The organism is Nitratidesulfovibrio sp. 1201_IL3209, from assembly GCF_036763125.1.
GTDB lineage: Bacteria > Desulfobacterota > Desulfovibrionia > Desulfovibrionales > Desulfovibrionaceae > Cupidesulfovibrio.
In genome coordinates this window covers 1-12,237 of the sequence record NZ_JBAIYT010000038.1, presented here as the reverse complement: position 1 = coordinate 12,237, position 12,237 = coordinate 1, and the positions used below count along the sequence as shown (strand labels likewise).

12 protein-coding genes and 1 rRNA gene are annotated in these 12,237 nt (G+C 68.9%); 12 read left to right on the top strand and 1 reads right to left on the bottom strand.

The features are described 5' to 3' along the window. Positions 1–131: 131 nt before the first annotated feature. From era to fliQ, 10 genes are all read left to right on the top strand, one after another. Complete coding sequence (gene era, locus V6B97_RS14800; RefSeq protein ID WP_333507280.1) at positions 132–1,055, top strand: GTPase Era; 924 nt, start codon at positions 132–134, stop codon at positions 1,053–1,055. Between the two features lie 164 nt (positions 1,056–1,219). Further along, positions 1,220–2,002 carry a YggS family pyridoxal phosphate-dependent enzyme gene (locus tag V6B97_RS14795; RefSeq protein ID WP_333507279.1) on the top strand — a complete coding sequence of 261 codons (783 nt, stop codon included), beginning with the start codon at positions 1,220–1,222 and terminating at the stop codon, positions 2,000–2,002. 67 nt (positions 2,003–2,069) lie between these two features. Further along, on the top strand, positions 2,070–2,828 hold the full coding sequence (locus tag V6B97_RS14790; protein ID WP_333507278.1) for a motility protein A: 759 nt from the start codon (positions 2,070–2,072) through the stop codon (positions 2,826–2,828). 33 nt (positions 2,829–2,861) lie between these two features. Next, positions 2,862–3,830 (top strand): flagellar motor protein MotB, encoded by a 969-nt coding sequence (locus tag V6B97_RS14785; protein ID WP_333507277.1) that lies wholly within the window; start codon positions 2,862–2,864, stop codon positions 3,828–3,830. 1 nt (position 3,831) lies between these two features. Further along, complete coding sequence (locus V6B97_RS14780) at positions 3,832–4,788, top strand: OmpA/MotB family protein (protein WP_333507276.1); 957 nt, start codon at positions 3,832–3,834, stop codon at positions 4,786–4,788. A gap of 73 nt (positions 4,789–4,861) precedes the next feature. Next, positions 4,862–5,368: a flagellar basal body-associated FliL family protein gene (locus tag V6B97_RS14775; RefSeq protein ID WP_333507275.1), complete on the top strand. Its 507-nt coding sequence runs from the start codon at positions 4,862–4,864 to the stop codon at positions 5,366–5,368. A 26-nt stretch (positions 5,369–5,394) separates the two neighbouring features. Next, positions 5,395–5,946, top strand: coding sequence for a flagellar motor switch protein FliN (gene fliN, locus V6B97_RS14770; protein WP_333507274.1), 552 nt, complete (start codon positions 5,395–5,397; stop codon positions 5,944–5,946). Further along, positions 5,939–6,649: a flagellar biosynthetic protein FliO gene (gene fliO, locus V6B97_RS14765; RefSeq protein WP_333507273.1), complete on the top strand. Its 711-nt coding sequence runs from the start codon at positions 5,939–5,941 to the stop codon at positions 6,647–6,649. Before fliN ends, fliO begins: the two co-directional genes overlap by 8 nt. 208 nt (positions 6,650–6,857) lie before the next feature. Then, positions 6,858–7,535 (top strand): flagellar type III secretion system pore protein FliP, encoded by a 678-nt coding sequence (gene fliP, locus V6B97_RS14760; protein ID WP_333507298.1) that lies wholly within the window; start codon positions 6,858–6,860, stop codon positions 7,533–7,535. 13 nt (positions 7,536–7,548) lie between these two features. Next, positions 7,549–7,818, top strand: a complete 270-nt coding sequence (gene fliQ / locus V6B97_RS14755; RefSeq protein WP_333507272.1) for a flagellar biosynthesis protein FliQ — start codon at positions 7,549–7,551, stop codon at positions 7,816–7,818. A 147-nt stretch (positions 7,819–7,965) separates the two neighbouring features. On the opposite strand, the gene V6B97_RS17460 is transcribed toward fliQ, so the two are convergent. Continuing rightward, complete coding sequence (locus V6B97_RS17460) at positions 7,966–8,991, bottom strand: TrmH family RNA methyltransferase (protein WP_442935497.1); 1,026 nt, start codon at positions 8,989–8,991, stop codon at positions 7,966–7,968. Between the two features lie 776 nt (positions 8,992–9,767). Between V6B97_RS17460 and V6B97_RS14740 the strand changes: the two genes are divergently transcribed. After that, positions 9,768–11,582 (top strand): LysM peptidoglycan-binding domain-containing protein, encoded by a 1,815-nt coding sequence (locus V6B97_RS14740; RefSeq protein ID WP_333507271.1) that lies wholly within the window; start codon positions 9,768–9,770, stop codon positions 11,580–11,582. 527 nt (positions 11,583–12,109) lie between these two features. Then, a 16S ribosomal RNA gene (locus tag V6B97_RS14735) occupies positions 12,110–12,237 on the top strand; the annotation flags it as partial.

Sequence of the window (12,237 nt, the reverse complement as noted above, 5' to 3'; positions counted from 1 at the left end):
GCCACGACCGGCAGCAACCGGCCGCCGTACCCCGCGCGTCCGCCGTATGTTCGCGCCGTTCCTTGACGCACGGCCCGCGCTGTGGAACATGCGGCGGAGAACACGACCTTTTTCCGCAAGGAGTCCATATAATGTCCAAGTCCGAACACCGCTGCGGCTGGGTTGCCCTGCTGGGGCCGCCCAACGCGGGCAAGTCCACGCTGCTCAACGCGGCGCTGGGGCACAAGGTGGCCATCGTCACCCCGCGCGCCCAGACCACCCGCAACCAGATCGTGGGCATCCTGTCCGAGCTGGACGCGCAGGTCATCTTCATGGATACCCCCGGCATCCACCAGCAGCGCGGCCGCATGAACAAGATGCTGTTGCAGACGGCGTGGCAGTCCATGCACAGCGCCGACGTGATCCTGGTCATGCTGGACGCGGACCTGTACATCAAGAAGCCCGATTTCCTGGAACGCGACGTCAAGCCGCTGATGGACGCCGTGGCGTCCGACGAGCGCCCGGTCATCGTGGCCGTGAACAAGGTGGACCTGTTCCGCGACAAGTCCAAGATGCTGCCCCTGCTCATCGACCTGCAGAAGATCTGGCCCAGGGCGGAGGTGTTCCCCGTCTCGGCCCTGACGCGCGACGGCCTGCCCGAACTGGTCAAGCTGGTGAAGTCCAAGCTGCCCGTGGCCCCGGCCATGTACCCCGAGGACCAGCTGTCCACCCTGCCGGTGCGCTTCATGGCGGCGGAAATCGTGCGCGAAAAGCTGTTCCTGGCCCTGCGCCAGGAACTGCCCTACTCCGTGGCCGTGGAGATCGAGAAGTGGGACGAGGAGGAAGGGCGTGACCTTGTCACCATCCACGCGGTGATCTACGTGGGCCGCCCGTCGCACAAGTCCATGGTCATCGGCAAGGCCGGGGCCACCATCAAGGACATCGGCACCAAGGCCCGCGCTGACATCCAGGAACTGCTGGAAAAGAAGGTGCACCTTGAACTGTGGGTCAAGGTGCGCGAAGGTTGGACCGAGGACGTGGGCTTTCTGCGTTCGCTGGGCCTGACCGACGAATAGGCGGCGCATGATCGCCTGACCGCCCCGCATCCGCCGGTTCCGGTTGCCGTTGCGCCGTCCGTCCGCCGCCTGCCCGCCCTCTTTCGGTGCGGGCCGGGTGCGGCGGGCGGCGCTGGTGTTTTCCGTCCAGTCTTTCTGTAGTTCCATGGATTGGGATGATCGCCATGCCTGATATCGCCGTTCCCGCCTTCCTGCCGCCCGAGGCCGCGCATGCCCTGCTGGACCGCTGGGCCGCCGTGCGCGCCCGCGTGGACGGCGCCGCCCGCGCCGCCGGGCGTGACCCGGCCGGGGTGACCCTGGTCGCGGTGTCCAAGTACCATCCCGCCGCGACGGTGGCCGCGCTGGTCGCCGCGGGCCAGCGTGATTTTGGCGAGAATTATGTGCAGGAAGCACTACGGAAACAGGCCGAAGTTGCCGATATGACCGGCATGGGTCCGGATGCGGCCCCGCGCTGGCATTTCATCGGCCACCTGCAAAGCAACAAGGCCAAGGATGTGGTGGGGCGCTTTGCGCTGCTGCACACCGTGGACTCGGAAACTCTGGCCCGCAAGCTGGATCAGCGCCTGGCCGCCATGCCCGCGCAGGGCGCCGGGGGCGCCCCGCCGGTACAGGACATTCTGCTTCAGGTGAACATCGGCGACGAGGCGCAGAAGTCGGGCGTGGACCCGGACGGCCTGCCCGCCCTGGCGGACGCCGTGCTGGCCCTGCCGCGCCTGCGCCTGCTGGGGCTGATGTGCATGCCGCCCATATTCGACGACGGCGAAGCCTCGCGCCCGTTTTTCGCCCGGCTGCGCGAGTTGCGCGACGGGCTGGCCGTCCACGTGGGGTTGCCCCTGCCGCATCTTTCCATGGGCATGTCGCACGACGTGGAAGTGGCCGTGGCCGAAGGGGCCACCATCGTGCGGGTGGGCACGGACATTTTCGGCCCGCGTCCGGAGCGGGTGTAGGCCAAGGCCGCACAGGCCGCCGGACCACCCGGCATACACAGGGGACGCACGGAGCAAGGGCACCCGCATGGATCTGGCAACCGTACTCGGCATCCTCATCTCGTTCGGGCTCATCGGCACGGCGCTGGCCATGGGCGGCAATCCGCTGTTCTTCGTGGATTCGGCCGCCCTGCTCATCGTGCTGGGCGGCACCCTGGGGGCCGCGCTGGTGCACTACCCGCTGCCCGTGGCCCTGCGCGTGCTGTCCATCACCCGCAAGGCGTTCTCCACCAAGCTGCACCGCGCCGACCTGGTCATCGACCAGTTCATGGAATTCGCCCACCGCGCCCGGCGCGAGGGGTTGCTCTCGCTGGAGCCCGCCGTGCGCGGCCTGGACGACCCCTTCCTGCGCAAGGGCCTGCAACTGACCATCGACGGGCTGGAGCCCGACGCCATCCGCGAGATCATGGAAAGCGAGATCGCCGCGCTGGAGACGCGCCACTCCATGGGGGTGGACATCTTCAACGCGTTGGCCTCCTACGCCCCGGCGCTGGGGCTGGTGGGCACGCTCATCGGCCTGGTGCAGATGCTGCGCGCCATGAACGACCCCTCGGCCATCGGCCCGGCCATGGCCGTGGCGCTCATCACCACCTTCTACGGGGTGGTGCTGGCCAACCTGGTGTTCCTGCCGCTGGCGGGCAAGTTGCGCCACCGCAGCAAGGAAGAGGTGCAGCTGATGGAGATGCAGCTGGAAGGCATCCTGGCCATCGCCAGGGGCGAGAACCCGCGCATCATCCTGGAAAAGCTGACCTGTTACCAGCCGCCCAAGGAACGCAGGACCAACTAGGCCGACCCCATCCCCCACCACGGAGCACGGACCATGGCGCGCGTCAGGCGGAAACCGCAGCCCGCAGGCATCACCCAGCCGCCGTGGCTCATCACGTATTCCGACCTGATGACCCTGCTGCTGAGCTTCTTCGTGATGCTGGTGGCCATTTCGGTCATCGACGAGCGCCGCCGGGTCATGGCCGTGGGCTCGGTGGCGGGCAGCTTCGGGCAGGAACAGGGCGTGGCCAGCCTGCGCGACGCGGCCGACGGCCGCCCCGTGCCGGGCGTGGCCCCGGTGGGCGACGCGCCCCCGCGCGGCCGCGACCTGACCCCCCTGCGCGAAATGCTCTGGGAAGACGCCGAGCACGACATCAACTACCAGGAAAACGGCTACATCCAGATATTCTCCATCAACGGCGAGGTGCTCTTCCGCACCGGTTCGGCCGAACTGACCGAGCGCGGCGCGGCCCTGCTGGCCCGTGTGGCCCCGGTGCTGCGCGGGGTGGAGCACCCGGTGCTCATCGCCGGGCATGCCTCTCCCGCGCGCGACGAAGAGGGCATCCTGTTCCGGCTGCGGAGGGACGAACGGGCGCTGCCCTCGCCGTGGCGGCTCTCGCTGGGCCGGGCCACGGCGGTGTACCGCAAGCTGGCGGACCTCGGCGTGCCGCGCGGCAGCATGCTCATGGAAGCCCACGGCGACACGCGCCCCCGCTTCGACAACCTGACTCCGGACGGACGGCGCGCCAACCGCCGGGTGGACATCGTGCTCGACCGGCGCAACGCCGAATGGGCCCGGCGCATGGAATCCCTGAAGGACGGTGCGCCCGTGCGCGAAACCTTCCAGTACAAGGGGTTCCGGTTCGACTTCGTCATGCCCGGCGGCGATGCTGCGCCCGGCGGGATTGGCGGGACTGGCGGGACTGGCGGGACTGGCGGGGGGGGCGCGGGGGACGCGTCCGCCACGCCCGGAACCGGTTCCGGCCCCACCCCCGGCGCGGGGCAGGGCGAGGGAGGGCGCTGAAATGTCCGGCACCCCTCCTTCCCTGGGGCCGCCGCCTGCGCGCCCCCATGCCTCGCCGGGCACGTCCCGCCCGCGCCGCGCGAGCGACGAGAGCAAGTCCCGCCAGTTGTGGCTGCTGACCTATTCCGACCTGGTCACCCTGTTGCTGGCCTTTTTCGTGCTGATGCTGTCCATGTCGTCCATGAACCGGGTGACCCTGTCGCGCATCAGTTCCCATTTCGGCGAAACGGGCGAGCAGGGCGCGGGCGTCACCGGCACGGTGCCGGAGCGCATCCGCCTGCTGGAGCCGTTGCTGGCGCAGCCCGCGCAGGTGTACGCCCACCAGCGCGAGATCAAGGAACTGCTGTTCCCCGGCGCCGAGTTGCCCCCCGGCATGGACCGAAGTACACTGGACAAGAACCTGCGGATACTGGAACATCCCGATGGCGTGGTGCTGGCCCTGACCGACGACCTGCTGTTCGCCCCCGGCCAGTGGCAACTGCGCGAAACCTCCCGGCCCCTGCTGGGCATGCTGGCCGAAGTGCTGGAATACGTCACCGCCGACGTGGCCATTGCCGGGCACAGCGACCCGCGCAGCGAGGGCGCGCCCGCATCCGGGCAGGCTTCCGGGGCCGGGGACGGCGCGGATGGCGGTACGGGGGGCGACGCGGCCGGATACGAACTGGCCGGACGGCGTGCCCTGACGGTTTTGGAATATTTCGTGCAAAGAAAACTTGACCCGGCCCGGTTTTCCGTCGCGGGCTATGGTCCGGACCGGCCGTCCCTGGCGGGGCAGCCCCCGGCGTCCGGCGTGACGGGTCCATCGGGTCCAGCGGACCCATCGGGCGCAGCGGGCGCATCGGGCGACCCCGGCGATCAGGCCAGTCAGGCCGAAGCGGCGGGTTCCGAAGACCCCGACCGCAACCGTCGGGTGGAAATTCTGGTGAAGACCACGCCGAGGCTCGGCGGATATCAGTAGCGGCCGCCGTGCGCGGCCCGGTGGGCGGCCAGTCCGCGCGCCGCAACGTCCAGTTGCCCAAGGAGCGAGCGCAGTGGCGGAAGAAGCCGCACCCCCCAAGAAGAAGTCCGGCAAGCTGAAGTGGATCATCCTCGTCCTGTTGCTGTTCGTGCTGGCTGGCGCGGGCGGCGGGGCGTACTGGTGGTTCGTCATGCGGCCCGCCGCGCAGCCGGCGGAGGGCGCCTCCGAGGCGGCCGAGTCCAAGGCCGAAGCCAAGGGCGGCGAAGCCCCGGCGCGCAACGCCAAGGTGGCCAAGCTGCCAACATTCCTGGTGAACCTGGCCGACCCCACGGGCCGCCGCTACCTCAAGCTGACCATGGAGGTGGAGGTGGGCTCCGACGCCACGGTCAAGGAACTGGAAGGGCAGTCGGCCAAGGTGCGCGACGCGGTCATCCTGCTGTTGTCCAGCAAGTCGTACGCCGACCTCGCCCCCATCGAAAGCAAGTTGCAGCTCAAGAACGAGGTGGCCGACCGCCTGAACCAGATTCTGGGCGGCCCCAAGGTGCTGCGGGTGTACATTACCGAAATGGTCATCCAGTAAGCGTTTGTCGCGCAAGAGGAATACCCATGAGTGACGGCAAGGATGTCGATCAGGATCTGCTGGCGGCCCAGTGGGCTGCCGCGCTGGAGGACGAGGACGGCGGGGATGACGCGCCCGCGCCCGCGTCCGCGCCCGCCGGAGCGGGCGGGGGCGACGACGACGCCCGTCTGGCCGAGGAATGGGCCAAGGCCCTGGCCAGCGAAGAGCAGACCCAGCTGAAGAAGGAAAAGGAGCAGGGCTTCTTCGCCCAGGCCGCGCGCGAGGCCAAGTTCAAGGATTTGACGGAAGAGGCCAAGTCGCCCCGGCCCGACAGCGGGCGCCGCGAACTGGACTTCATCCTGGACATTCCGCTGGACGTCTCGGCGGAACTGGGCCGCACCCGCCTGCTGATCAACGAACTGCTCCAACTGGGCCAGGGCTCGGTCATCGAACTGAACAAGCTGGCCGGCGAACCGCTGGAAGTGTACGTCAACGGCAAGCTGGTGGCGCGCGGCGAGGCCGTGGTCATCAACGAGAAATTCGGCGTGCGCCTGACGGACATCATCAGCCCCATCGAACGGGTGAAGCAGCTTGCTTAACGCCACCGAGCCCGCAGTGGCCGCCGCCGGTTCTGCCGGTGCCGTTGGTTCCGCAGCCGAAGCCGCCGCGCAGGCGGAGGGCGCGGTGCGCGCCGCCATTTCGGCCAACGCCACCCTGGGCGACGCGGCCCAGACCCTGCCCCACGCGGCAGGCCAGATGGCGGGCCGGGCCGCCGACGCCGTCAACGCCACCATCGCGCACGTCAATGCCACCATTGGGGCCACCACAGGCGCCGCCATGGGCGCGTCCGACGGCCTTGCGGCCGCCAGCGTGCCCGCCTTTTCGTGGAGCGGGTACATCCAGGCCGTGGGCGTGCTGTTCCTGCTGGTGGGCCTGCTGTGGCTGGCCCTGTGGGCCGTGCGCCGCCACGGCGGGCTGTTCCGCGCCGTGCCGGGCGCGGGCGGTTTCTCGCGTGACGACCTGCGCCTGGAGGCGCAGCTGCCCGTCGGGCCGCGCAAGGGCCTCATGGTGGTACGCTTCTTGAACAAGCGTTTGCTGCTGGGCGTCACCGACCAGCAGATAACGCTACTCACGGAGCAGGACCTTGACCATGAGCACGGCAGCGACGACGCACCCTCCGATTCCGGAAGCGCCCCGGACATGTCCGGCCAGCCCGGCCAGCCCGGCGGGCGCGGCTCCGGCGGCTTCTCCGCGGTGCTGGGGCGTGCGCTCGGCAAGGGGCGCGCACCTTCCGGCGGCTGATGCCGCCACCGTCATTTCTTCCCGCGCATCGGCCGGACGGGGCGTCACCCGCCTGACGGAAGCGCCCCGCCCCGCAGCCGCCCTGCCCGGCGCAGCCCGCCAATCCGCCGCCATTCGCGCGCCGTTCCGGATTCTCGCGCTGCTGGCGCCCCTGTCTCTCCTGTCGCTCCTGTGCGGCGGCGTGGCCCATGGGGCGCAGGATCTGGTCATGCCCACCATGCAGCTTACCCTGGGCGCGGGCCAGACCGAGCCGGAAAAGGTCTCGCTGCTGCTCGAAATCCTGTTCATGCTCACGGTGCTCTCGCTGGCCCCGGCCATCATGCTCACCGTGACCAGCTTCACCCGCATCATCATCGTGTTCCACTTCATCCGCCAGGCGCTGGGGGTGCAGCAGCTGCCGCCCTCGCAGGTGCTGGCCAGCCTCGCCATTTTCATGACGGTGGTGATCATGATGCCCGTGGGCAAGCAGATCAACGACACCGCCCTGCAACCGTACCTCGAGGAGCGCATCGGCTTCACCGAGGCGCTGGACAAGGCCCAGGCCCCGCTGCGCTCGTTCATGTTCAAGCACACCCGCGAGAAGGACCTGTCCATCTTCTACGCCATCACCAAGATGGAACAGCCGCGCACCAAGGAAGAGGTGCCCACGGTGATGCTGGCCGCCGCCTACGTCATCAGCGAACTGAAGACCGGGTTCACCATCGGCTTCCTGATCTACATTCCGTTCCTGGTGCTGGACATGGTGGTGTCCAGCATCCTGCTGGCCATGGGCATGATGATGCTGCCGCCCATGATGGTTTCCATGCCCTTCAAGCTGCTGCTCTTCGTCATGGTGGACGGGTGGGCGCTGCTGGTGGGGTCGCTGGTCAACAGTTTCGCGGTCTGAAGAGGTACATCACATGACGCCGGAAATGGTCATCGCCTTCGCGCGCCAGTCCATCGAAATCGCCCTGCTCATCTCCCTGCCCATGCTGGGCGTGGGCCTGACCGTGGGCGTGGTGGTCAGCATCATCCAGGCCGCCACCCAGATCCAGGAAATGACGCTGTCGTTCATTCCCAAGATCGTCTCCATCTTTCTCGCGCTGCTCATCTCGTTTCCGTGGATCATGGACAAGATGATCACCTACACGCGAGATGTTTTCCTGAATATTCCAAACTACATCAGGTAGTTTCCCGCCGCCTTGCGCGGCGGGTGCCGGGCGCGGAAAAGCCCCCGTCCTTCCTGGTGGAAGGACGGGGGCCTTTGTGTTGTCACGGTGCTGTCCGGGGTGGCCGGAAGGGGGATGGCCCCGGAAGTCCGGCGGGGCTTGGCCCGGCTACCCTTTGTGGCGACGTGCCGCGAAGCATCCCACAAGGATGGCCCCGGCCTGCGCCACGTTCAGCGAATCGAAGTCGCGGGCCATGGGAATGGCCAGGGTGAAATGGCAGCGCTTGGCCACGTTGGGCCGGATGCCGGTGTCCTCGTTGCCCAGCACCAGCACGGCCGGGGTGCGTAGCGGTTCGGTGAACGGATTGCGCGGCCCGCTGCCGGGCTTGCCGTCCCTGTCCGCACCGGCTCCCCCGGCGGCCCCATCCGCAGCCCCACCTGCCGCCCCACCGGCAGCATAGACGGTGTAGCCCGCCTCGTCGGCTTCATCCAGGGCGCGGGCCAGGTTGGTCACCTTGGCCACGGGTAGCTTTTCCAGCGCACCGGCGGCGGCGCGGGCGGCGGCCCCGCCAAGGGCGGCCCCGCCGTGGCGCACCACCACCAGCCCCGCCGCGCCCAGCGCGTACAGGGTGCGGGCCAGGGTGCCCACGTTGCCGGGGTCCTGCACCTGGTCCAGCGCCACGATGAGCGGCAGCGGCGCGTCGGGCGCGTCGCGCAGGATGTCGCCCAGATCGGCGAACCCGGCGTCGAACACCCGGGCGATGACCCCCTGATGCGAAGGGCGTGAAGGGCGTGAAGGGTGGGAAGGATGTGAAGGACGGGAGGAGCGCGGGACGCGCGAGGGGGTGGCGTCGTCCTCCGCATCGTCCGAGCCGTCGTCCGGCCCGTCGCCTTCCAGGATGTCCCAGGCGTCGTCGTCATCAGCATCGTCGGCGAAAAGGTCGTCGGCGGCGGGTTCCGGCATGTCCGGTTCGGTCGCCGCCTGCCCGATGGGCTGTCCGATGGCCTGGCCGGACGCGAACAGCCGGTCCAGGGCGTGCGGCTCGGCAAAGGTGAAGCGCACCCGCGCCTCGCGGCACAGTTCCACGATGCGGTCCACCTCGCGGCCGCGCTTGCCCTTGCGGATGAACACCGCCTCCACGCGGCCGGGGTCCGATTCCAGCAGTTCCAGCACCGGCTTCACGCCGGGCAGGATGGAGCACGGGGACTCCGGGGGCTGGAGGGCGTCGGGCGTGAAGTCCCGACGGGCTTCGCGCCGCCCATCGGCGGGTCGGTCACCGTGCGGCGCACGGCCGGGCCGGTCGGAACGTTCCTGCCGGTCGGGCCTGCCGCGCCGGTCCTGTCGCGAATCTGGCCGCGAGTCTGGCCGGTCGCCGCGCCGCGTATCGCCACGTCCTTCGGGGTGGTTGTCCCTGCGTCCGCCGGGGCGGGAATCCTGGCGGTCGCCCGGCCTGTCATCCCGGCCGGTTCCGGTGTTGCCGGGCCTGCCGCCCCGGCCGCGCGGCGCGTCGTCGCGGCCGGAATGGGGGCCGCCGGGACGCCCTGCGGGACGACCATCCTTGCGGTTGCGGTTTCCGGAGCGGGAACGGTCGTCCCGCGCATCGTCGTTACGGGCATCGCGCGGCGCGTCGTCGCGCGCGACGGTGCCCCAAAGGGGGTGCTTCTTGGGCATGTTTCGCTTTCGCCCGGACGGGCGCTGGTAGACGGGTTGCGTTCGATGGGCGGCATGAGGTAGGGTCGGGCAGCCGTTCACATCGCAGGTACCCTTGAACGTGCTTCCGTGCAAGGGGCCTGGGCGATGGCCCGGCCCGCGCCTTCCGGCATTCCCATGGTGTCCGCCGACGCTGGACCCCCCGCCAGGCACCCGCCGCCGACCTGCCGGACGACCCGCCGGACGGTTCTGCGGACGACCCGACACACGCTCCTTCTCGCGGCCCTCTTCCCGCCGCTCCCAACACATCCGGAACATCCATGCAGCGAACCAGACTCCTGTCCTCCGCCCTGCGCGCGCGCCGTGCCGCCCGGCTCGTGCTCGTGCTGGCGGCGGTGGCGTTGTTGGCCGCCGGCTGCGCGCCCAAGAAGAATATCCCCCCCGTCCAGCCCGTGGAAGCCTGCCCGGTGCCGCCCAGCGCCGCCGCCCCCGCCGCCGAACCCGAAGAGGTGGTGGAACTGCCCATCCCGCCCGCCGACGACGGCGTGCCCCTTACCCCGCAGGAATGGGCGGCCCTCAACTCCACCGGCGAACTGGACAAGGACCTCACCCCCGAGGCCCGGCGCGACGTGGAATTGCACTTCAAGTATTTCACCCACCGCGCGCGCGGCACCTTCGAACGCTACCTGAAGCGCTCGCAGAACTACCTGCCGCACATCCGCGAGGTGTTCCGGCAGCAGGGCATCCCGGAAGAGGTCGCCTATCTCGCCATCGTCGAGAGCGGGTTCAATCCCAACGCGGTGTCCCCGGCGGGCGCGGCGGGGGTGTGGCAGTTCATGCCCCACACCGGCATGCGCTACGGCCTGTCGTACAACTGGTGGATGGACGAGCGGCGCGACCCGTACAAGTCCGCCCGCGCGGCGGCCGACTACCTGCAGAAGCTGTACGGCGACTTCGGCGACTGGCATCTGGCGCTGGCCGCGTACAACGCGGGCGAGGGCAAGATCTCGCGGGCGCTGGAAGGCACCGGGGCCGAAGATTTCTTCGACCTGCGCGTCAAGAACCACATGCTCGACGGCAAGGCCCAGCTCAGGGACGAGACGCGCCAGTACGTGCCCCGGTTCATCGCCGTCGCCAAGATCATGCGCAATCTGGAATCCCTGGGCTTCCAGGCCCCGGACTACAGTTGCGCGCCGAAGCTGGAGCCGTTGCGCGTGAAGCCCGGCACCGACCTGATGGCCCTGGCCCAGGCCATGGGCCAGAACTGGAACGATTTTTCGGCCAACAACCCGGCCTTCCGGCGCTACATCTCGCCGCCGGATTCCCACACCACCGTCTACGTGCACGCCATGCACCTGGAAGCGGCCAACGCGTTCCTGGCCAAGCCGCAACAGCGCAGCTACGCGGGCTGGCGGGTGTACAAGGTGCGCCAGGGCGACACGCTGGACCGCATCGGCAAGCGCTGCGGGGTGCCCGTTTCGGTGCTGAAACGGGTCAACAAGTCCGGCGGCAAGTTGCGGGTGGGTCAGGAACTGATGATTCCCGGCGGGGGCGACGCGTCGAGCTTCACCGCGCAGGCCGGGCCGCCGTCGTCCAAGGCCGCGTCCGCAGCGAAGCCGGATAAGCCGTCCTCCGCCCGCACCCGCGACATCGCCGAGCGCCGCGCCACCTACATCGTCAAGCAGGGCGACACCCTGTACGGCATCGCCAGGGCCCAGGGCAGCAGCGTGGAAACCTTGCAGAAGGCCAACGGCCTTTCCGGCATCGCCCTGCAGGTGGGGCAGAAGCTGTACATCCCCGACGCCGGGGCCGAGGCCACGGCCATCGCCCGGCAGGAAGCGGAAGCCGCCAACAAGGCCATCGTGGCCAGCGCGTCGCGCGGCAACGCGGAACGGGCCGCAACGCCGGTGGCCGTGGCGTCCACGTCCAGGGGGACGTCCGCGAAGCCCGCAGCCGCGCAGGCCGCCGCGCCGCTGGGCCGGGCCATCGTGTACAAGGTTCAGGAAGGCGACACCATGTGGGCCATCGCCCGCAAGTTCAACGTGCCGCCCAAGGACCTGCTGCGCTGGAACAACCTGGACCGCGACGCCCAGTTGAAGCCCGGCGACCAGATCACCGTGCACGCCGCCCAGTAGCGGAGCGTCGCATCCCGTATTCCCCAGACGCCCCGGCCTTGCCGGGGCGTCGTCGTTCGGACGGGGTGCATTTTTGTTGGTGGGACAAACCCACGGCTGGCGCGGGCCTGCGGGGAAACTCCGGGATATGATCAACCGACTGACGAAAAACCTGTTGACGCCGGGTGGCGAAGCGCATAGATACCCCCTTCGCCGCAACGGACAGCGTCCGACGCGGTTCGCTCTTTCAGCCGGATCAGCAGGTTGCCGCTTTCCGGATTCCTTCGACGGGGTCCACGGGGTCCTCGGGAAAAAACGAGGAAAACGAAAAAAGCGGTTGACACCTGGCGGGGCGCTGGGGCATACATGCTCCTCGCCGCGACGGGAAGCCCCGGCGGGGCGGCAGTCGTAACCGACCGGGTTCACGACAGGTTCCAAGATACGGTTCTTTGACAAGTAAATAGCGAGTCGGGAAGGAATCAGCCTTTACGATAGTAATCAATCGTGCGGGTGTCCCAAGTACGGGGCGTTCGTGCGACTTCAGTTTTTAACTGGAGAGTTTGATTCTGGCTCAGATTGAACGCTGGCGGCGTGCCTAACACATGCAAGTCGTGCGTGAAAGGGCTTCGGCCTGAGTAAAGCGGCGCACGGGTGAGTAACGCGTGGATGATCTGCC

Bases quoted from the DNA above. Each gene is read 5' to 3' on its own strand.
- era (WP_333507280.1), top strand. From the start codon at position 132: ATGTCCAAGTCCGAACACCGCTGCGGCTGGGTTGCCCTGCTGGGGCCG.
- V6B97_RS14795 (WP_333507279.1), top strand. From the start codon at position 1,220: ATGCCTGATATCGCCGTTCCCGCCTTCCTGCCGCCCGAGGCCGCGCAT.
- V6B97_RS14790 (WP_333507278.1), top strand. From the start codon at position 2,070: ATGGATCTGGCAACCGTACTCGGCATCCTCATCTCGTTCGGGCTCATC.
- V6B97_RS14785 (WP_333507277.1), top strand. From the start codon at position 2,862: ATGGCGCGCGTCAGGCGGAAACCGCAGCCCGCAGGCATCACCCAGCCG.
- V6B97_RS14780 (WP_333507276.1), top strand. From the start codon at position 3,832: ATGTCCGGCACCCCTCCTTCCCTGGGGCCGCCGCCTGCGCGCCCCCAT.
- fliN (WP_333507274.1), top strand. From the start codon at position 5,395: ATGAGTGACGGCAAGGATGTCGATCAGGATCTGCTGGCGGCCCAGTGG.
- fliP (WP_333507298.1), top strand. From the start codon at position 6,858: ATGCCCACCATGCAGCTTACCCTGGGCGCGGGCCAGACCGAGCCGGAA.
- fliQ (WP_333507272.1), top strand. From the start codon at position 7,549: ATGACGCCGGAAATGGTCATCGCCTTCGCGCGCCAGTCCATCGAAATC.
- V6B97_RS14740 (WP_333507271.1), top strand. From the start codon at position 9,768: ATGCAGCGAACCAGACTCCTGTCCTCCGCCCTGCGCGCGCGCCGTGCC.